This window comes from Bergeyella porcorum (genome assembly GCF_042427575.1).
Taxonomy (GTDB): domain Bacteria; phylum Bacteroidota; class Bacteroidia; order Flavobacteriales; family Weeksellaceae; genus Bergeyella; species Bergeyella porcorum.
Window position 1 is genome coordinate 17,355 of the sequence record NZ_JBHMFD010000008.1, and the last position, 16,933, is coordinate 34,287.

The 16,933-nt window shown below is 37.0% G+C and carries 31 protein-coding genes; 28 read left to right on the forward strand and 3 right to left on the reverse strand.

The features are described from left to right. Positions 1-3: 3 nt before the first annotated feature. Entirely contained in the window at positions 4-1,500 is a 1,497-nt protein-coding gene (locus ACFFUE_RS05375) for a DNA recombination protein RmuC (protein ID WP_376833327.1), read from the reverse strand. A 285-nt stretch (positions 1,501-1,785) separates the two neighbouring features. On the opposite strand from ACFFUE_RS05375, the gene rplC reads away from it, so the two are divergent. The 28 genes from rplC (at position 1,786) to rplQ (ending at position 15,794) form a co-directional block, all read left to right on the forward strand. Then, positions 1,786-2,409, forward strand: coding sequence for a 50S ribosomal protein L3 (gene rplC / locus ACFFUE_RS05380; RefSeq protein WP_376833330.1), 624 nt, complete (start codon positions 1,786-1,788; stop codon positions 2,407-2,409). Beyond that, positions 2,400-3,029, forward strand: a complete 630-nt coding sequence (gene rplD / locus ACFFUE_RS05385; RefSeq protein ID WP_327983882.1) for a 50S ribosomal protein L4 — start codon at positions 2,400-2,402, stop codon at positions 3,027-3,029. The genes rplC and rplD overlap by 10 nt, the downstream gene beginning before the upstream one ends. Before the next feature lie 3 nt (positions 3,030-3,032). After that, entirely contained in the window at positions 3,033-3,320 is a 288-nt protein-coding gene (gene rplW / locus ACFFUE_RS05390) for a 50S ribosomal protein L23 (protein ID WP_327983883.1), read from the forward strand. A gap of 95 nt (positions 3,321-3,415) precedes the next feature. Next, on the forward strand, positions 3,416-4,237 hold the full coding sequence (rplB, locus tag ACFFUE_RS05395; protein ID WP_327983884.1) for a 50S ribosomal protein L2: 822 nt from the start codon (positions 3,416-3,418) through the stop codon (positions 4,235-4,237). Positions 4,238-4,239: 2 nt separating this feature from the next. Next, positions 4,240-4,518 carry a 30S ribosomal protein S19 gene (gene rpsS, locus ACFFUE_RS05400; RefSeq protein WP_327983885.1) on the forward strand — a complete coding sequence of 93 codons (279 nt, stop codon included), beginning with the start codon at positions 4,240-4,242 and terminating at the stop codon, positions 4,516-4,518. Between the two features lie 5 nt (positions 4,519-4,523). Continuing rightward, on the forward strand, positions 4,524-4,922 hold the full coding sequence (gene rplV / locus ACFFUE_RS05405; protein ID WP_327983886.1) for a 50S ribosomal protein L22: 399 nt from the start codon (positions 4,524-4,526) through the stop codon (positions 4,920-4,922). An 8-nt stretch (positions 4,923-4,930) separates the two neighbouring features. Further along, entirely contained in the window at positions 4,931-5,653 is a 723-nt protein-coding gene (gene rpsC, locus ACFFUE_RS05410) for a 30S ribosomal protein S3 (protein WP_327983887.1), read from the forward strand. A gap of 103 nt (positions 5,654-5,756) precedes the next feature. Then, positions 5,757-6,182, forward strand: coding sequence for a 50S ribosomal protein L16 (gene rplP, locus ACFFUE_RS05415; protein WP_327983888.1), 426 nt, complete (start codon positions 5,757-5,759; stop codon positions 6,180-6,182). Positions 6,183-6,191: 9 nt separating this feature from the next. Further along, positions 6,192-6,377, forward strand: coding sequence for a 50S ribosomal protein L29 (gene rpmC / locus ACFFUE_RS05420; protein WP_327983889.1), 186 nt, complete (start codon positions 6,192-6,194; stop codon positions 6,375-6,377). 11 nt (positions 6,378-6,388) lie between these two features. Beyond that, positions 6,389-6,643 carry a 30S ribosomal protein S17 gene (gene rpsQ / locus ACFFUE_RS05425; RefSeq protein ID WP_376833337.1) on the forward strand — a complete coding sequence of 85 codons (255 nt, stop codon included), beginning with the start codon at positions 6,389-6,391 and terminating at the stop codon, positions 6,641-6,643. Continuing rightward, positions 6,643-7,011 (forward strand): 50S ribosomal protein L14, encoded by a 369-nt coding sequence (rplN, locus tag ACFFUE_RS05430; RefSeq protein ID WP_327983890.1) that lies wholly within the window; start codon positions 6,643-6,645, stop codon positions 7,009-7,011. Before rpsQ ends, rplN begins: the two co-directional genes overlap by 1 nt. Before the next feature lie 21 nt (positions 7,012-7,032). Then, complete coding sequence (rplX, locus tag ACFFUE_RS05435; RefSeq protein ID WP_327983891.1) at positions 7,033-7,353, forward strand: 50S ribosomal protein L24; 321 nt, start codon at positions 7,033-7,035, stop codon at positions 7,351-7,353. A 13-nt stretch (positions 7,354-7,366) separates the two neighbouring features. Beyond that, complete coding sequence (gene rplE, locus ACFFUE_RS05440; protein WP_327985323.1) at positions 7,367-7,918, forward strand: 50S ribosomal protein L5; 552 nt, start codon at positions 7,367-7,369, stop codon at positions 7,916-7,918. 2 nt (positions 7,919-7,920) lie between these two features. Further along, complete coding sequence (gene rpsN, locus ACFFUE_RS05445; RefSeq protein ID WP_095072741.1) at positions 7,921-8,190, forward strand: 30S ribosomal protein S14; 270 nt, start codon at positions 7,921-7,923, stop codon at positions 8,188-8,190. Between the two features lie 135 nt (positions 8,191-8,325). Then, entirely contained in the window at positions 8,326-8,724 is a 399-nt protein-coding gene (gene rpsH / locus ACFFUE_RS05450) for a 30S ribosomal protein S8 (RefSeq protein ID WP_327983892.1), read from the forward strand. Positions 8,725-8,741: 17 nt separating this feature from the next. Continuing rightward, positions 8,742-9,287: a 50S ribosomal protein L6 gene (gene rplF, locus ACFFUE_RS05455; RefSeq protein ID WP_327983893.1), complete on the forward strand. Its 546-nt coding sequence runs from the start codon at positions 8,742-8,744 to the stop codon at positions 9,285-9,287. 14 nt (positions 9,288-9,301) lie between these two features. Beyond that, a complete protein-coding gene (rplR, locus tag ACFFUE_RS05460) occupies positions 9,302-9,649 on the forward strand; it encodes a 50S ribosomal protein L18 (RefSeq protein ID WP_327983894.1) in 348 nt (115 codons plus the stop codon). Between the two features lie 21 nt (positions 9,650-9,670). Then, positions 9,671-10,195, forward strand: coding sequence for a 30S ribosomal protein S5 (gene rpsE, locus ACFFUE_RS05465; protein ID WP_327983895.1), 525 nt, complete (start codon positions 9,671-9,673; stop codon positions 10,193-10,195). Positions 10,196-10,212: 17 nt separating this feature from the next. Beyond that, positions 10,213-10,389 carry a 50S ribosomal protein L30 gene (rpmD, locus tag ACFFUE_RS05470; RefSeq protein WP_327983896.1) on the forward strand — a complete coding sequence of 59 codons (177 nt, stop codon included), beginning with the start codon at positions 10,213-10,215 and terminating at the stop codon, positions 10,387-10,389. A gap of 101 nt (positions 10,390-10,490) precedes the next feature. Further along, the gene (gene rplO / locus ACFFUE_RS05475; RefSeq protein WP_327983897.1) at positions 10,491-10,940 is read left to right on the forward strand and encodes a 50S ribosomal protein L15; all 450 of its coding nucleotides are present in this window, start codon (positions 10,491-10,493) and stop codon (positions 10,938-10,940) included. 14 nt (positions 10,941-10,954) lie between these two features. Beyond that, a complete protein-coding gene (gene secY / locus ACFFUE_RS05480) occupies positions 10,955-12,334 on the forward strand; it encodes a preprotein translocase subunit SecY (protein ID WP_327983898.1) in 1,380 nt (459 codons plus the stop codon). Positions 12,335-12,342: 8 nt separating this feature from the next. Then, the gene (gene infA, locus ACFFUE_RS05485; protein ID WP_165133812.1) at positions 12,343-12,558 is read left to right on the forward strand and encodes a translation initiation factor IF-1; all 216 of its coding nucleotides are present in this window, start codon (positions 12,343-12,345) and stop codon (positions 12,556-12,558) included. Positions 12,559-12,651: 93 nt separating this feature from the next. Beyond that, complete coding sequence (gene rpmJ, locus ACFFUE_RS05490; protein ID WP_007839480.1) at positions 12,652-12,768, forward strand: 50S ribosomal protein L36; 117 nt, start codon at positions 12,652-12,654, stop codon at positions 12,766-12,768. A 9-nt stretch (positions 12,769-12,777) separates the two neighbouring features. Beyond that, complete coding sequence (gene rpsM / locus ACFFUE_RS05495; RefSeq protein ID WP_376833347.1) at positions 12,778-13,155, forward strand: 30S ribosomal protein S13; 378 nt, start codon at positions 12,778-12,780, stop codon at positions 13,153-13,155. Between the two features lie 15 nt (positions 13,156-13,170). After that, positions 13,171-13,560: a 30S ribosomal protein S11 gene (rpsK, locus tag ACFFUE_RS05500; RefSeq protein ID WP_376833349.1), complete on the forward strand. Its 390-nt coding sequence runs from the start codon at positions 13,171-13,173 to the stop codon at positions 13,558-13,560. A 76-nt stretch (positions 13,561-13,636) separates the two neighbouring features. After that, entirely contained in the window at positions 13,637-14,245 is a 609-nt protein-coding gene (rpsD, locus tag ACFFUE_RS05505; protein ID WP_327983901.1) for a 30S ribosomal protein S4, read from the forward strand. Positions 14,246-14,279: 34 nt separating this feature from the next. Then, a complete protein-coding gene (locus ACFFUE_RS05510; RefSeq protein ID WP_376833352.1) occupies positions 14,280-15,275 on the forward strand; it encodes a DNA-directed RNA polymerase subunit alpha in 996 nt (331 codons plus the stop codon). A gap of 6 nt (positions 15,276-15,281) precedes the next feature. Continuing rightward, positions 15,282-15,794, forward strand: a complete 513-nt coding sequence (gene rplQ, locus ACFFUE_RS05515; protein WP_376833354.1) for a 50S ribosomal protein L17 — start codon at positions 15,282-15,284, stop codon at positions 15,792-15,794. Positions 15,795-15,877: 83 nt separating this feature from the next. Here rplQ and ACFFUE_RS05520 read toward each other — a convergent pair whose 3' ends face one another. Further along, entirely contained in the window at positions 15,878-16,153 is a 276-nt protein-coding gene (locus ACFFUE_RS05520; protein ID WP_376833356.1) for a transposase, read from the reverse strand. Positions 16,154-16,298: 145 nt separating this feature from the next. Continuing rightward, on the reverse strand, positions 16,299-16,931 hold the full coding sequence (locus ACFFUE_RS05525) for an alpha-ketoglutarate-dependent dioxygenase AlkB (RefSeq protein WP_376833358.1): 633 nt from the start codon (positions 16,929-16,931) through the stop codon (positions 16,299-16,301). Between the last annotated feature and the right edge of the window lie 2 nt (positions 16,932-16,933).

The following is a 16,933-nucleotide window of genomic DNA, read 5'->3' on the forward strand; positions in this document are numbered from 1 at the left end:
TCTTTAATTGCTTGTGTTATTAATAGACGGCTTTGCACTATCTATCAAACTTTGCGGAAGCTCCTTTTTGTTTTTGATGCCCAATGATTTCATTTTTTGAGTTTGAGCGATGAGATTGTCGCGTCCGTCGTAGAGTTGTTTGTAGGCATCGGTATAAGAAGCTTTGGCTTGGTCGATGTTTTTGCCTACTTTTTCGAGGTTTTCTACAAATCCTACAAATTTGTCATAGAGTTTTGCACCTCTTTCGGCAATTTCAATGGCATTTCGGTTTTGGTATTCGCGTTTCCAAAGGTCTGCAATGAGTTTTAGCGAAGTGATGAGGTTGCTCGGATTGAGAAGGAGTATTCTCCTTTCGTAAGCAAAGTTCCACAGGTTTTGGTCGGCTTGCATAGCCGCGATATAGGCGGGTTCGCTTGGGATAAACATCATTACAAAATCGAGTGATTTGCCATAATCGTCGTATGCTTTTTGCGAAAGTTGTACAATGTGGTTTTTCACAGAAGCTAAGTGTTGATTGCTTTTGATGTGATAAACTTCAGGGTCGGTTTCGTCTACCAATTCGGTAAAAGCAGTGAGCGATACTTTAGAATCGATGATGACATTTCTTTCGTCGGGGTATTTTACCACGGCATCTGGGCGCATTTTTTTTCCTGAAAATTCTGAAAACAACGCCTTGTTGTCTTCGTCTTTTAATTGGTGTTCTAGAAAATATTCTCTACCTTTTACCAATCCTGATTTTTCTAAAATGCTTTCCAAAATCATTTCGCCCCAATTGCCTTGTGTTTTGCTTTCACCTTTTAAGGCACGGGTGAGTTTTTTGGCGTCTTCGGATATTTGTTGGTTGAGTTGGGCGAGTTCTTTTACTTTTTCTCCTAGAGAAAAGCGTTCTTTTGCTTCTTTGTCGTAAGTTTCACTTACTTTGTTTTTCAGTTCTGCAATTTTCTCCTGAAAAGGTTCTAAGATAGATTTTAGATTTTGCTGATTTTGTTCGGTGAATTTTTCTGTTTTTTCCTCTAGGATTTTATTTGCCAAGTTTTGAAATTCTACTTTTGCGATTTCTTGCATCTTTGCGATTTCCTCCTTTTGCGATTCGAGCAGTTGGTGAAGGTTGTGGTTTTGGGCAGAGAGTTCGGATTTTTTTGCCATTAAATCTTGTTTCTCAATTGTCAATAGTTGGATTTGTGAAAGATGCTCGTTGTTGGCATTTTTCAAGTCGTTTAGCGATTGATTTTTGCTTTCCAAGTCCGTAGCGAGTTTGATGAAAGAGTTATTTGTTTCTTCCAATTTGGTTTGCAAATCTTGCAGACTGCTGTTTTGAGATTGTAGCAATTCGTGTTGCTCTCTTATTTTGGCAGCAAGGTTATCTCTTTCGCTTTCGGTTTTGATAAAGCGTTGGTTGAGTTCCTCGTATTTAGCACGAGAAACGGCGTTGGACTTTGTGATAAAAAAAACGATGATGGCTCCAATAATACCACCTAAAAGCAAGTAAATGATTTCCATAATTGCAAAAATAGGAGTTTTATGGTAAATGGAGTTGTTTTGGGCTTGAGAAATTCATCAATTGAGTTTTATGAAGGCGTCAAGTTGGAAATCTTTGAGCGAAATGGAAACGGTAATTGTGTAAATGCTTAATTTTCAAAATATTTTTATGGAAAAATTTGGAGTTTTAAAAAATATTCATATCTTTGCACACTCATTTTAGGGGCGAAGTGTGCCTTATGTGATAAAGAAATCGCTTCAAAACCTTGATGAAAAGTGTAAATAAACTAACTATATTTTATAATAATGTCAGGTATTATTGGAAAAAAAATCGGGATGACTTCCCTGTTTAACGAAGAAGGAAAAAACATTCCTTGTACGGTTATTCAGGCGGGGCCTTGCTCGGTTTTACAGGTCAGAACCGTAGAAAACGATGGCTATGTAGGCTATCAGTTAGGTTTCGATGACAAGAGTGAGAAGAACGTTGGAAAGGCGTTGGCTGGTCATTTTAAAAAGGCTGGTTCTACTCCTAAGGCTAAGTTGGTAGAATTCCACCATGGATTCGACGACTTAAAAGTAGGAGACGAAGTGAAAGTGAATCTTTTCTCTGAAGGAGAGTTCGTAGATGTTACGGGGACTTCTAAGGGTAAAGGTTTTCAAGGGGTAGTGAAGAGACACGGGTTTGGTGGTGTTATGCAGCAAACTCACGGTCAGCACAACAGATTGAGAGCTCCAGGTTCTATTGGTGCGGGGTCTGACCCATCGAGAGTATTCAAAGGTATGAGAATGGCCGGAAGAATGGGAGGTAAGCAAGTAACAGTGCAAAACCTTCAGGTGTTAAAAGTAGATGAAGAACAAAATCTTTTAGTAGTAAAAGGTGCTGTTCCGGGAGCTAAAAATTCATATGTAATTATCAGAAGATGGAACTAGTAGTATTAAATACACAAGGAAAAGAAACCGGAAGAAAGGTTACTTTGGATGATTCAGTTTTCGGAATCGAGCCAAATCAGCACGCGGTTTACCTAGAAGTAAAGCAATACCTTGCTGCTCAGAGACAAGGAACGCATAAATCAAAGGAAAGAAGCGAGATTACAGCTTCTACAAAGAAACTTAAGAAGCAAAAAGGATCTGGTTCTGCGAGATACGGGGATATTAAATCTCCTGTATTCAAAGGAGGGGGTAGAGTATTCGGACCTAAGCCAAGAGATTACAGATTCAAATTGAATAAAGCTCTTAAGAGATTGGCGAAGAAATCTGTTCTTTCTCAGAAAATGAGAGATAACAGCATTAGAGTTTTAGAAGATATGAGTTTTGAGGCTCCTAAGACTAAAGATTTCATCAGCGTATTGAACGCTTTGGAATTGAACGGTAAGAAGTCTTTGTTCATTCTTCCTGAAGCAAATAAGAATGTATATTTATCTTCAAGAAATTTACCAAAAGCTAAAGTTTTGAACTATAACGAGATTAGTTCTTATGACTTAGTAAATGCAGGTGAGATTGTATTCTTCGAAGGTGCAGTAGAAAAATTCCAGGAAAATTTAAAGAAATAAATCATGTCAGTTATTATTAAACCAGTAATTTCAGAAAAAGCAAACTATCTTACAGATCTTAGAGGAGCTTATTCTTTCTTGGTAGATACTAAGGCGAATAAAATTCAAATCAAAGATGCTGTAGAAGCGGCTTATGGTGTAAAAGTAGCAGGCGTTAGAACAATGATTTATGCTCCTAAGGTTTCTGCAAAATACACGAAAAAAGGTCTTCAAGTAGGAAAGACTAATAAATTGAAAAAAGCAATTGTAACCCTTGCAGAAGGTGAGGTAATTGATATTTTTTCAGTATAAAAAGCTTTAGGCAGTACGCTGTAAGCATTAGCTTAGAGCCTACTGCTTATCGTTATTTAGATAATTAAATAATTTATTAATCATAAACAATAGTAATGTCTGTTAGAAAATTAAAACCTATCACCCCGGGACAGAGATTCAGAATTGTAAACAATTTTGAGGAAATTACTACCAATAAGCCAGAGAAGTCTTTGACGGTTGGTATTAAGAAATCAGGTGGGCGTAACAATACAGGTAAGATGACCATGCGTTACACCGGAGGTGGACACAAAAAGAAATACAGAATTATCGACTTCAAGAGAAACAAATTCGATGTTGAAGCTACGGTAAAATCTGTAGAGTACGATCCAAATAGAACTGCGTTCATCGCTCTATTGGAATACGCAGATGGAGAGAAGAGATACATCGTTGCTCCAAATGGTATCAAAGTAGGGCAGAAAGTAGTATCTGGAGAGTCTGTAGAGCCTAATGTTGGAAATGCAATGAAACTGAAGAGCATTCCATTGGGAACTGTAATCTCTTGCATTGAGATGAGACCTGGGCAAGGTGCTATCTTGGCAAGATCTGCAGGTTCTTCAGCTCAGCTGACTTCAAGAGAAGGGAAATATGCTATCGTAAAGCTTCCTTCAGGAGAATCTAGAATGATTCTTACAGAATGTATCGCTATGGTAGGTTCTGTATCCAACGGAGACCACCAGCTTACAGTTTCTGGTAAAGCAGGTAGAAGCAGATGGCTTGGTAGAAGACCTAGAACAAGAGCGGTAGTAATGAACCCAGTAGATCACCCAATGGGTGGTGGTGAAGGACGTTCTTCTGGAGGTCACCCAAGATCTAGAAACGGTAAACCAGCTAAAGGTTATAAAACTAGAAAGAAAAATAAAGTGTCTAACCGTTATATCGTATCTAAAAGAAAATAATTATGGCAAGATCGCTTAAAAAAGGACCTTTCATTGCACATCATTTAGATAAGAAGGTTCAGGCAAATATAGAGTCTGGTAAGAAGACAGTAATTAAAACATGGTCTAGAGCATCTATGATTTCTCCAGACATGGTAGGACAAACCATCGCAGTACACAACGGTAAATCTTTTATCCCGGTATATGTTACTGAGAATATGGTAGGACATAAGTTAGGCGAATTTTCTCCGACAAGATCTTTCAGAGGTCACGGTGGTAACAAAAATAAAGGAAGCAGATAATCATTATGGGATCAAGAAAACAAGATAGTGCAATCGCTAGAAAAATGGCGAACAAAGATGTAGTAAAAGCTCGTCTTAATGACTGCCCTTCTTCTCCTAGAAAAATGAGACTCGTTGCTGATATCATCAGAGGAGAGAAAGTGGATAAAGCTTTGTATATTCTTAAATATTCTAAGAAGGAAGCTTCAAACAAGTTGGAAAAACTTCTTCTTTCTGCAATTGCTAATTGGCAAGTGAAAAATGAAGGAGCTGACATAGAAGAAGCAAACCTTATCGTGAAAGAAATATATGTAGATAGTGCAAGACAATTGAAGAGACTAAGGCCAGCACCACAAGGTAGAGGGTATAGAATCAGAAAAAGATCAAACCACGTTACATTAATATTAGGTAATAAAGAAAATTAATACAAGGTATGGGACAGAAGACAAATCCAATTGGTAACAGATTAGGTATCATCAGAGGATGGGATTCTAACTGGTTTGGCGGAAACGATTATGGAGACAAAATCGCAGAAGACTACAAAATCAGAAGATACCTTGAAGCAAGATTATCTAAAGCAGGAGTTTCTAGAATCTACATAGAGAGAACTCTAAAGTTAGTAACCGTTACTATCACTACTGCAAGACCAGGTCTTATCATCGGTAAAGGTGGACAAGAGGTTGATAAACTTAAAGAAGAGTTGAAAAAATTAACTGGGAAAGAAGTTCAAATCAACATCTTTGAAATCAAAAGACCAGAGCTAGACGCTGTACTAGTAGCAGATAGCATCGCGAAGCAAATCGAAAACCGTATCTCTTATAGAAGAGCTGTGAAAATGGCTATCGCTTCCACAATGAGAGTAGGAGCAGAAGGAATCAAAGTGATGATTTCTGGTCGTTTGAACGGTGCAGAGATGGCAAGAAGCGAATCTTTCAAAGAAGGAAGAATTCCATTGTCCACTTTTAGAGCAGATATCGATTATCACATCGGAGAAGCTTTAACGCAGTACGGAAAACTTGGAGTGAAAGTTTGGATTATGAAAGGAGAAGTTTACGGAAAAAGAGAACTTACTCCACTAGTAGGCCAGCAACAAAAGAAATCTTCAGGTAGAGGCGATAGAGAAAGAAGACCAAGAAGAAATAATAACAATAATTAATCAGAAGTTAGAGTCGAGAAATTAGAAATTAGAACTTCCGTTACAAGAACTGATTGAAAATTTTATCTAACATCTAACATCTAACATCTAACATCTAAAAATTATGTTACAACCAAAAAGAACCAAATTCCGTCGTGTTCACAAGATGAAGATGAAAGGAAATGCGCAAAGAGGAGCACAACTTGCGTACGGAACTTTCGGCATCAAAGCTTTAGACGGAGCTTGGATCACAGCAAGACAAATCGAAGCAGCTCGTATCGCTGCAACGAGATATATGAAGAGAGAAGGGCAACTATGGATTAAAATATTCCCAGATAAGCCGATTACTAAAAAACCAGCCGAAGTAAGGATGGGTAAAGGTAAAGGTGCTGTAGAATATTGGGTAGCCGTAGTAAAACCAGGAAGAGTAATGTTTGAAGTAGGAGGCGTTCCTTATGAAGTAGCGAAGGAAGCTTTGAGACTTGCCGCTCAAAAACTACCAGTAGTTACTAAATTTGTAGTCGCAAACGATTTTGTTAAACCTGAATAATTTTGAACAATGAAAAAAGCTGACATCAAAAATTTAAGCGCAGGTGATTTACAAAATAAACTTGCAGAACTAAAAGCTGAATACACAAAGCTTACATTAGCTCACAAAATCAGCCCGATTGAAAATCCAATCCAAATCAGAGATTTGAGAAAGACGATTGCAAGAATTAATACAGAGTTAACTAACAAACAATAATTTCATTTACAATGGAAAGAAATTTAAGAAAAGAAAGAATTGGAGTTGTTTCCAGCAACAAAATGGAAAAAACTATTGTTGTTAGTGAAACACTGAGAATGAAGCACCCAATGTACGGTAAATTCGTATTGAAAACGAAAAAATATACCGCACACGATGAAAACAACGAGTGCAACGAAGGTGATACAGTTCTTATCCAAGAAACAAGACCTTTGAGTAAAAATAAAAGATGGAGATTAGTAAGAATCATTGAAAAAGCTAAGTAATGTTACAAACAGAATCAAGATTAAAAGTTGCTGATAACACAGGTGCTAAAGAAGTATTGGTTATCAGAGTTCTGGGAGGTACCAGAAGAAGATATGCTTCGGTTGGTGATAAAATCGTAGTGACTATCAAAGATGCTACACCATCTGGAAACGCTAAAAAAGGACAAGTTTCTAAAGCCGTAGTGGTGAGAACTAAGAAAGCAGTAAGAAGAAAAGATGGTTCTTACATCAAGTTTGATGATAACGCTTGCGTATTGCTTAATACTGCAGGAGAGATGAGAGGAACTCGTGTTTTCGGACCTGTTGCAAGAGAATTGAGAGACAAGGAGTATATGAAAGTAATTTCATTAGCACCAGAAGTACTTTAATATTTTTAAATTTTTAAGACAATGACAAAAGTTAAAATTAAAAGAGGGGATAACGTAATCGTTACTACCGGTAAAAATAAAGGTACTAAAGGGGAAGTGCTTCAAGTAATCAAGAAAGAAGGAAAAGACCCAAGAGTTATCGTAGCTGGTGTAAATGTGGTGAAAAAACACGTGAAGCCTTCAGCTGCTAACCCTCAAGGTGGTATCGTAGAGAAAGAAGCTTCTATTAATATCTCTAATGTTGCATTATTAGACAAAAACGGTAAAGCAACTAAAGTAGGATACAAAGTAGAAGGTGATAAGAAAGTAAGAGTTGCTAAAACAACCGGTGAAACTTTATAATTTGTAAATGACTATGGAATTTATAGCAAGACCTAAAAAACTATATAAAGAAAAAATTGTTCCTGCAATGATGGAAGAATTTGGGTACAAATCTGTAATGCAGGTACCTAAATTGGAAAAAATCGTTGTATCTCAAGGATTGGGAGCTGCTACTCAGGATAAAAAAATCGTAGATTATGCAGTGGAAGAATTAACAGCAATCACTGGGCAAAAAGCAGTAGGTACTTTATCTAAAAAAGACGAAGCAGCTTTCAAATTGAGAAAAGGTATGCCAGTAGGTGCAAGAGTTACCCTAAGAGCAGACAAAATGTACGAGTTCTTAGATAGATTAACATCTTCTGCATTGCCACGAATCAGAGATTTCTCAGGAATTAAGGCAGACGGCTTCGATGGAAGAGGAAACTACAACCTTGGTATTACCGAGCAAATCATCTTCCCAGAAATCGTAATCGATAAAGTGAAAAAAATCCAAGGGATGGACATCACTTTCGTTACAACTGCAAAAACAGATAAAGAAGCTAAAGCATTATTAACTCACTTCGGTTTACCATTTAAAAAGAACTAAGAATGGCAAAAGAATCAATGAAAGCGCGTGAGCGCAAAAGAGAAGCAATGGTTGCTAAATATGCTGAGAAAAGAAAAGCTTTGAAAGAAGCTGGTGATTATGAAGCATTGCAAAAACTACCTAAAAACGCTTCACCTGTAAGACTTCACAACAGATGTAAACTTACAGGAAGACCAAGAGGATATATGAGAACCTTCGGTATTTCCAGAGTAACTTTCCGTGAAATGGCAAACGCAGGGCTTATCCCAGGAGTTAAAAAAGCAAGTTGGTAATAATTTTTTACAAATCAAGATAATCAAGTTTGATTATGCTATAAGCCGTAAGCAATAGGCTGAATGCATACTGCCTACAGCTTATAGCTTTTCAAATACTGTTTATCACTAACCAATAATAACAAAACAAGAAAAATGGTAACAGATCCAATTTCAGATTTCCTAACAAGAGTAAGGAACGCACAAAGCGCAGGCCACAAAGTGGTGGAAATTCCTGCATCGAAAATCAAAAAGGAGATTACGAAAATTCTTTTCGACCAAGGGTACATCACCAACTATAAGTTTGAGGATAACTCGGTTCAAGGGAATATCAAAATCGCTTTGAAGTACGACAAAAAAACTGGCAAACCAGCCATCAAATCTATCCAGAGAGCTTCTCGTCCAGGTTTGAGATACTACGCTGGCTCTGCAGAACTTCCAAGAGTTCTTAACGGTTTAGGTATCGCTATCATCTCTACTTCTAAGGGAGTAATGACTGGTAAGCAAGCCAAAAATGAAAATGTAGGCGGTGAAGTAATCTGCTATGTATATTAATTTTTAAAAAAAGGAAAATGTCAAGAATTGGTAAAGCAATTATCACAATTCCAGCAGGAGTTACCGTTACTGAACAAGATAACATCGTTACAGTAAAAGGACCTAAAGGAGAGCTTACTCAAGAGCTTACTGGTGGAATTACTTTAGAGCAGAAAGATGGCGAGCTTACCGTAAATCGCCCATCTGATTCTAAACAACACAAAGCCCTTCACGGATTGTACAGAGCCCTTATTAACAATATGGTGGTAGGTACTTCTGAAGGCTTCGAAAAGAAACTCGAATTAGTGGGGGTAGGTTATAGAGCTTCACACTCAGGGCAAAAACTTGAGTTGGCTTTAGGATTCTCTCACGGTATCGTACTAGAACTTCCACAGGAAATCAAAGTAGATACATTGACTGAAAAAGGTAAAAACCCAATTATTACTCTATCTTCACACGATAAGCAACTTCTTGGGATGGTAACGGCAAAAATCCGTTCATTCAGAAAACCTGAACCATACAAAGGAAAAGGTATTAGATTCGTTGGTGAAAATGTGAGACGTAAAGCTGGTAAATCTGCTTAATAAATTTTAAGAAAATGGCACTGAATAAATTAGAAAAAAGAAACAGAATTAAGAGAAGAGTAAGAGGAAAAATCTCTGGCTCTGCTGAATTGCCAAGATTATCTGTATACAAGAGTAATAAGGAAATTTACGCTCAGTTAATCGATGATAAAGAAGGTAAAACACTTGCATCAGCTTCTTCTAGAACGCTTAACGCAAAAGGTACTAAAGTAGAAATCTCTACTGAAGTAGGTAAAGCTATCGCTGAAAAAGCTAAAGCTGCAGGTATTGAAAGTGTAGTGTTCGACAGAAACGGATTCGTTTACCACGGTAGAGTGAAAGCTCTAGCAGATGGTGCGAGAGAAGGCGGACTTAAATTCTAATCATAAAAATTTCGGATAACAATGTTAGGACTAGATAATATCGAAAAAGTAAAACCGGGAGGATTAGAGCTTAAAGATCGTCTCGTAGCTGTAAACAGAGTAACTAAAGTAACCAAAGGTGGACGTGCATTCGGGTTTTCTGCAATCGTAGTTGTAGGTGACGAGGCTGGCGTTATTGGTTATGGTTTAGGAAAATCTAAGGAAGTTGCAACTGCTATCTCTAAGGCGGTAGAAGATGCAAAGAAAAACTTAGTAAGAGTTCCAGTAACTAAAGATGGAACCATCTATCACGAAACTTCTGCAAGATTCGGTGGAGCAGATATCTTTATGAGACCTGCATCTCACGGTACCGGGGTTATCGCTGGTAACACGGTGCGTATCGTAGTAGAATCTGCTGGTATCAAAGATATTCTTACAAAATCTAAAGGATCTTCTAACCCACACAATATGGTGAAAGCTACTTTCAAAGCGTTGTTGGATATCAGAACTCCTGAGGAAATCGCAAGAATGAGAGGTGTATCATTAGATAAAGTATTTAAACACTAATAAAGTTTTTAAGGAAAATGGCAACAATTAAAATCAAACAAGTAAGAAGTGCTATTGGTAGAACTAAAAATCAAAAGTTGACCCTTGAAGCTTTAGGTTTAAAGAAGTTACACCAAGTTGTAGAGCACGAAGCTACACCTTCCATCTTAGGAATGGTAGCTACGGTAAGACATTTAGTAGAAGTTCAGAAGTAAATTTATATAGAGATTAGACCGTTAGAAAAGGGAGCTACATTAGAAAATTCTAAGTTTCCTTTTTCTAACCTCTAAAATCTAATATCCTAAATCTAAAAACAATGAAATTAAATAACATACAGCCAGCATCAGGTTCTACTCACAATTCTAAGAGAATTGGTAGAGGACAAGGAAGCGGAAAAGGCGGTACTTCCACAAAAGGGCATAAAGGTCAGAAATCAAGATCTGGTTACGCTCAGAAAATTGGTTTTGAAGGAGGACAAATGCCACTTCAAAGAAGATTGCCTAAATTCGGTTTCAATAATGTGAACAGAAAAGAATTTAGAGGAATTAATCTGGATACTATCCAAACACTTATCGATACTAAATCTATCCAAGGTGATATCACTAAGGAAGTATTGGTAGCGAATGGATTGGCATCTAAAAATGACCTTGTGAAAATCTTAGGTAGAGGAGAGCTAAAATCTGCTGTTTCTATCTCTGCAGATAAATTCACAAAATCTGCTGAAGAATTGATCTCTAAAGCAGGAGGTAAAGCAGTTACTCTATAATCTTTATTTAAGAAATGAAAGAATTTATACAGACATTAAAAAACATTTGGAGTCTTAAGGAGTTAAGAGAGAAAATACTTTTCACCTTAGGGATGATCTTAGTGTATAGATTCGCATCTTATATTTCCCTACCTGCCATCAATATGGCAGAGGTAGGGAATCTTTTGGAGCTTTACAAAGACCAGGGAGGTAGCAAACAAGGAGCTGGGCTTCTTGGTTTGCTTTCTTCTTTTACAGGAGGTGCATTCAGCCGTGCGTCTATTATGGCATTGGGGATTATGCCTTACATCTCTGCCTCTATCATTGTGCAGCTGATGGGAATGGCAATACCATATCTCCAAAAGCTACAAAAAGACGGGCAAAGTGGTAGAAATACCTTGAACCAAATCACCAGATGGCTTACCATTGTGGTTTGTTTGGTGCAAGCACCATCTTACCTCACCTCTATTACGCAGATGTTCTTGCCTTATGGGCAATTCCAATCGGCTTATTATGTACATCCAGAATCTGTGATGTTTTGGTTGCCAAGTATTATCATCTTGGTAGCTGGTTCAGTTTTCGCGATGTGGATGGGAGAGAAGATTACCGATAAGGGGATTGGAAACGGAATTTCCATCTTGATTATGGTGGGGATTTTGGCAGACCTTCCTTCGGCGTTTGTTCAGGAAGTGGCTACGCAGACCGGTAAGGGAGGAGCAGGAACCATTATGGTACTATTAGAAGTATTATTCTGGATGCTGGTTATCCTTTTAGGGATTTTACTTTCAGTAGCTGTAAGAAAAATTCCTATCCAGTATGTAAGCAGAGCACAAGCGAGAGGCGGTGTTAATAGAAACTTGATGCAAGGAGCAAGACAATGGATTCCTCTAAAGGTAAATGCCGCAGGGGTAATGCCTATTATCTTCGCCCAAGCATTGATGTTTGTACCTGGTTTGTTAACAAAAGTGGATGAGTCTAATACATTTTTAGCAGGTTTTAAAAATGTTTTCAGCTGGCAATACAATGTATTGTTTGCACTATTGATTATTGTATTTACATTCTTCTACACTGCAATCACAATTCCGGTAAATCAAATGGCTGACGACCTGAAAAGGAACGGTGGTTTGATACCAAAAGTAAGACCTGGAAAGGAAACCGCTGATTATCTGGATGGTATTCTTTCAAAAATTACTTTGCCGGGTTCAATATTTTTAGCTATCTTTGCAGTCCTTCCTGCATTAGTGTATGGAACGCTGGTGGAAACAGATCGATTTGCACTCTTTTTCGGGGGGACTTCACTATTAATTATGGTGGGAGTTATCCTAGATACAGTGCAGCAAATCAATACTTATCTGTTGAACCACCATTATGATGGCTTGATGCAGTCTAAATTATCAAGAACATCTAATTTTTAATAATTTAAATGGCAAAACAAAAACATATTGAACAAGACGGCGTGATAGTGGAAGCATTATCCAACGCTATGTTTCGTGTAGAGCTAGAGAATGGGCACGTTTTGATTGCTCATATCTCTGGTAAAATGAGAATGCATTACATCAAATTGTTACCAGGGGATAAGGTAAGGCTAGAGATGTCTCCTTATGATTTATCCAAAGGTAGAATCACTTTTAGATATTAACCAAAAGCTTCAAACAGCAATGTTTGAAGCCTAATGCAATAGCAACACACCTCTAAGGTGAGCTTGCTACGCGGAAAAAATAAATTCAAACAAATGAAAGTTAGAGCATCGATTAAGAAAAGAAGTGCTGATTGCAAAATCGTTCGTCGTAAAGGCGTATTATTTGTAATCAACAAGAAGAACCCAAAATTTAAACAAAGACAAGGCTAAAATTAAATTATGGCGAGAATTTCAGGTATTGATTTACCAAAAAACAAAAGAGGCGTTATCGGTCTTACTTACATCTACGGAATCGGTAGAAGTACTGCATCTAAAATTTTAGAAGCTGCCGGTATCAGCAAGGACAAGAAAGTCAACGAATGGAATGACGATGAATTGGCTGCAATCAGAAACTACATCACTGAAAACATTAAAGTAGAAGGTGAATTGCGTTCTGAAGTGCAATTGAACATCAAGCGATTGATGGACATTGGATGCCAACGAGGAATACGTCACAGACTGGGATTACCTTTAAGAGGCCAAAGAACTAAGAATAATTCTAGAACCCGTAAAGGAAGAAGAAAAACTGTTGCTAACAAGAAAAAAGCAAGTAAATAATCTTTAGAATTAATTATGGCAAAACAAACTAAAGTAGTTAAGAAAAGAAAAGTAAAAGTAGAAGCAATTGGTGAAGCACATATCCAAGCTTCTTTCAATAATATTATTATTTCTTTAACGAATAAAAACGGAGAGGTTATCTCTTGGTCATCAGCGGGTAAAATGGGCTTTAGAGGCTCTAAGAAAAATACTCCATTCGCAGCTCAGATGGCAGCAGAAAATTGTGCTGCTGTAGCTTACGAAGCTGGGCTTAGAAGAGTGAAGGTGTTTGTAAAAGGACCTGGACAAGGTAGAGAATCTGCCATCAGATCTATTCACAATTCAGGAATTGAAGTAAGTGAAATCGTTGATGTGACACCTATGCCACACAACGGATGTAGACCACCAAAAAGAAGAAGAGTATAATCTGAAATTTTAAATTTTAGACTTTGAAATGAATCCATTTTTTAATCTAAAATCTAAAATCTAAAACCCAAAAATAATGGCTAGATATATTGGACCTAAAACTAAGATTGCTAGAAAATTCGGTGCAGCAATCTACGGAGATGATAAGAGCTTCGAAAGAAGAAAAAACCAACCACCAGGACAACACGGCCCAAATAAGAGAAGAGGTGCAAAGCGTTCTGAATATGCAATTCAGCTTGCTGAAAAGCAAAAAGCAAAATACACCTATGGTATTTTGGAAAGACAATTTGCTAATCTTTTCGATAAGGCAACAAGAACTAAAGGGGTAACTGGTGAAGTACTTTTGCAACTTTGCGAATCAAGACTAGATAATGTAGTGTACAGACTAGGATTTGCAAAAACAAGAGCTGCTGCTAGACAGTTGGTTTCTCACAGACACATTACAGTAAACGGAGAGGTGGTAAATATCCCATCTTACCTCCTTAAAGCTGGTGATGTAATCGCTGTAAGAGAAAAATCAAAATCTCTTGAAGTAATCACTGATGCATTGGCTTCTAAATCAAGCTACGAGTGGTTGCAGTTCAACGATGAGAAAAAAGAAGGAACTTTCCTTTCTGCTCCTGAGAGAATTCAGATTCCTGAAGATATCAAGGAACAACTTATCGTAGAACTTTACAACAAATAATCATTAAATATTTTTTGCTCAACCCAACAATAATATGGCAATTTTACAATTCATAAAACCCGATAAAGTAATCCTTTTGAATTCCGACGATTTTAAAGGTCAATTTGAGTTCAGACCTTTAGAACCAGGATTCGGGCTTACCATCGGTAATGCTTTGAGGAGAGTGTTGCTTTCTTCTCTTGAAGGATATGCTATTTCATCTATCAAAATTGAAGGTGTAGAGCACGAGTTTTCAACAATTCCAGGAGTGGTAGAGGATGTTACCGAAATCATTCTGAATTTAAAGCAATTGCGTCTTAAAGCAAAAGTAGAAAATCAAGCTGCGGAACAAGTAGTGGCTAAAGTTTCTGGACAAACCCAAGTAACTGCCGGTGATTTAGGTAAAACAATGGCAGGTTTTGAAGTGCTAAATCCAGATTTGGTGATTTGTAATATGACAACAGATGTCAATTTTGAAATTACTTTCAATATCGACAAAGGTAGAGGCTATGTGCCTTCTGATCAAAACAAATCTCACAATGCCCCTATCGGTACCATCGCTATTGATTCTATCTTTACGCCAATTAAGAAAGTTCAATACTCGATTGAAAACTACCGTGTAGAGCAAAAAACAGACTACGAAAAATTGGTATTAGATATCGAAACTGATGGATCTATTACACCTCAGAATGCTCTTACTGAAGCTTCTAAGATTTTGATCTATCACTTTATGCTGTTCTCTGATGAAAGAATTACTCTTGAAACAGAAGCGGTGAAAGCGTCCATCCAATACGATGAAGAAACATTACATACAAGACAACTATTGAAGTCCAAATTGGCAGATATGGATTTATCTGTAAGAGCTCTAAACTGTTTGAAAGCGGCTGAAGTAGAAACTCTTGGAGAACTTGTTTCTTACAGTAAGTCTGATTTGATGAAATTTAGAAATTTCGGTAAGAAATCTTTAACAGAATTAGAAGAATTAGTGCATTCAAAAGGTCTTAACTTCGGTTTTGACGTTGCAAAGTATAAACTAGATGCTGATAAATAATTAACAATGAGACACGGTAAAAAATTTAATCACTTAGGAAGAACAGCGCCTCACAGAAAGGCAATGCTTTCTAATATGGCTTGTTCTCTTATTGAGCATAAAAGAATCAATACCACTGTAGCTAAAGCAAAAGCTTTGAGAGTATATGTGGAACCTCTTTTAACTAAAGCAAAAGACGATACAACTCACAATAGAAGAACAGTTTTCTCTTACCTACAAAGCAAAGAGGCTGTAACTGAACTTTTCAGAACCATCGCACCAAAAATCGCTGAGAGAAATGGTGGATACACTAGAATCATCAAAACTGGATTCAGATTGGGTGATTCAGCAGATATGGCGATGATAGAGTTGGTAGATTTTAATGACATCTACAATCCTAATGCTGAAGAGAAAAAAGCGACTAGAAGAAGCAGAAGAGGCGGTGCTAAAAAAGCAGAAGCAGCTCCTGTAGAAGCTAAGGAAGAAGTGAAAGCAGAAGAGCCAAAGGCTGAAGCTGCTGAAGAAAAAACTGAAGAATAATTTCTGAAAGTTTGAATTAATAGAAAATGCTACTCTCATTAGGGAGTAGCATTTTTTGTTTTTTAGGAAGTAAATTATACCACTTAAACCATAAAAATAGTCGTAAATATTTTAAGGTAATGATGATTAGAAGTGATGGATTTTACTTTTTGATTATCGATAGCGTTTAAGGTTTCGTAGAGCCATTCTTTGAGAAGCTCCATATTTTCAAAAGTCTTGTTTTTAAAGCGTTTTTTTATGTATTGCCAAACTTGTTCACAGGGATTCAATTCTGGACTGTATGGTGGAATATTTATCGGTGCAATATTGGGAGGAATATCGAAGTCTTTGACGCTGTGGAAAGCGGCGTTGTCTATCATTGTCACTTTGATTTCTTCGAGTTAGAGGACTTTCTTTTATCTCGATTCTTCTTTTTTTCGTATACAAATATTCAAAAATAAGCAAAATAGTAGGGGTTAATTGGTGTAATACTCTTTGCGAGAAATTGTATATATCAAGCATTGGCTATTTATCGTCAATTATTACTTTTCTAAATGTTATTGAAACTCGTCTTTGTCGTTTATAAGTCTGTCCATTAAATTTGTCAGATTTTCGTCCTACAATTCCGTGATACCAATCATACCTTGACTTTCCCGTCATTACAATTAGCGTATGGGGAGTGATTAATAACGGAATTTTCTCTTGTTCAGGGCTCGATTGTTTTTTTTGAAAATTCATTACACATTGCCCACCTAATGAAATTGAAATTATTGTATCGCCAAAACAGGGTTCGCAATCAATGTGTGCAGCAATTCCTTGATCGTTTATATATTCGTTTATTATCGCTTGGTCAGGAACAAAATCAATTATATTTTGCTGTTGTAATCTATCCAATAAAAATTTCATCCACATTGGTATTTCGCCAATAAAAAACGATTGGTCTATCCGCCTTGCTTTGTAATCGTATTTGTAACCATAATGTTGAACCCGTCTTTTTAAATCCGTAAGCCATTCTGATTGATCAATGTTATTGAGCAATTCTTTTTCTTCGTCTTTGCTTATAAAATCAAATAAAATCTTTAAACCCTCAATTTGTTGAGCATTCTCCAAAGTAACCTCCTTGTCTGACTTGTTATATCCAAATAAATCTTGTACCATTA

Bases quoted from the DNA above. Each gene is read 5' to 3' on its own strand.
- ACFFUE_RS05525 (WP_376833358.1), bottom strand. From the start codon at position 16,931: ATGGTACAAGATTTATTTGGATATAACAAGTCAGACAAGGAGGTTACT.
- rplN (WP_327983890.1), top strand. From the start codon at position 6,643: ATGTTACAAACAGAATCAAGATTAAAAGTTGCTGATAACACAGGTGCT.
- rplF (WP_327983893.1), top strand. From the start codon at position 8,742: ATGTCAAGAATTGGTAAAGCAATTATCACAATTCCAGCAGGAGTTACC.
- rplO (WP_327983897.1), top strand. From the start codon at position 10,491: ATGAAATTAAATAACATACAGCCAGCATCAGGTTCTACTCACAATTCT.
- rpsC (WP_327983887.1), top strand. From the start codon at position 4,931: ATGGGACAGAAGACAAATCCAATTGGTAACAGATTAGGTATCATCAGA.
- rpmC (WP_327983889.1), top strand. From the start codon at position 6,192: ATGAAAAAAGCTGACATCAAAAATTTAAGCGCAGGTGATTTACAAAAT.
- infA (WP_165133812.1), top strand. From the start codon at position 12,343: ATGGCAAAACAAAAACATATTGAACAAGACGGCGTGATAGTGGAAGCA.
- rplP (WP_327983888.1), top strand. From the start codon at position 5,757: ATGTTACAACCAAAAAGAACCAAATTCCGTCGTGTTCACAAGATGAAG.
- rpsS (WP_327983885.1), top strand. From the start codon at position 4,240: ATGGCAAGATCGCTTAAAAAAGGACCTTTCATTGCACATCATTTAGAT.
- rplW (WP_327983883.1), top strand. From the start codon at position 3,033: ATGTCAGTTATTATTAAACCAGTAATTTCAGAAAAAGCAAACTATCTT.
- rpsK (WP_376833349.1), top strand. From the start codon at position 13,171: ATGGCAAAACAAACTAAAGTAGTTAAGAAAAGAAAAGTAAAAGTAGAA.
- rplV (WP_327983886.1), top strand. From the start codon at position 4,524: ATGGGATCAAGAAAACAAGATAGTGCAATCGCTAGAAAAATGGCGAAC.
- rpsQ (WP_376833337.1), top strand. From the start codon at position 6,389: ATGGAAAGAAATTTAAGAAAAGAAAGAATTGGAGTTGTTTCCAGCAAC.
- rplX (WP_327983891.1), top strand. From the start codon at position 7,033: ATGACAAAAGTTAAAATTAAAAGAGGGGATAACGTAATCGTTACTACC.
- rpsN (WP_095072741.1), top strand. From the start codon at position 7,921: ATGGCAAAAGAATCAATGAAAGCGCGTGAGCGCAAAAGAGAAGCAATG.
- ACFFUE_RS05510 (WP_376833352.1), top strand. From the start codon at position 14,280: ATGGCAATTTTACAATTCATAAAACCCGATAAAGTAATCCTTTTGAAT.
- rplD (WP_327983882.1), top strand. From the start codon at position 2,400: ATGGAACTAGTAGTATTAAATACACAAGGAAAAGAAACCGGAAGAAAG.
- rplE (WP_327985323.1), top strand. From the start codon at position 7,367: ATGGAATTTATAGCAAGACCTAAAAAACTATATAAAGAAAAAATTGTT.
- rpmJ (WP_007839480.1), top strand. From the start codon at position 12,652: ATGAAAGTTAGAGCATCGATTAAGAAAAGAAGTGCTGATTGCAAAATC.
- secY (WP_327983898.1), top strand. From the start codon at position 10,955: ATGAAAGAATTTATACAGACATTAAAAAACATTTGGAGTCTTAAGGAG.
- rpsM (WP_376833347.1), top strand. From the start codon at position 12,778: ATGGCGAGAATTTCAGGTATTGATTTACCAAAAAACAAAAGAGGCGTT.
- rplC (WP_376833330.1), top strand. From the start codon at position 1,786: ATGTCAGGTATTATTGGAAAAAAAATCGGGATGACTTCCCTGTTTAAC.
- rplR (WP_327983894.1), top strand. From the start codon at position 9,302: ATGGCACTGAATAAATTAGAAAAAAGAAACAGAATTAAGAGAAGAGTA.
- ACFFUE_RS05520 (WP_376833356.1), bottom strand. From the start codon at position 16,153: ATGATAGACAACGCCGCTTTCCACAGCGTCAAAGACTTCGATATTCCT.
- rplB (WP_327983884.1), top strand. From the start codon at position 3,416: ATGTCTGTTAGAAAATTAAAACCTATCACCCCGGGACAGAGATTCAGA.
- rpsH (WP_327983892.1), top strand. From the start codon at position 8,326: ATGGTAACAGATCCAATTTCAGATTTCCTAACAAGAGTAAGGAACGCA.
- ACFFUE_RS05375 (WP_376833327.1), bottom strand. From the start codon at position 1,500: ATGGAAATCATTTACTTGCTTTTAGGTGGTATTATTGGAGCCATCATC.
- rpsD (WP_327983901.1), top strand. From the start codon at position 13,637: ATGGCTAGATATATTGGACCTAAAACTAAGATTGCTAGAAAATTCGGT.
- rplQ (WP_376833354.1), top strand. From the start codon at position 15,282: ATGAGACACGGTAAAAAATTTAATCACTTAGGAAGAACAGCGCCTCAC.
- rpmD (WP_327983896.1), top strand. From the start codon at position 10,213: ATGGCAACAATTAAAATCAAACAAGTAAGAAGTGCTATTGGTAGAACT.
- rpsE (WP_327983895.1), top strand. From the start codon at position 9,671: ATGTTAGGACTAGATAATATCGAAAAAGTAAAACCGGGAGGATTAGAG.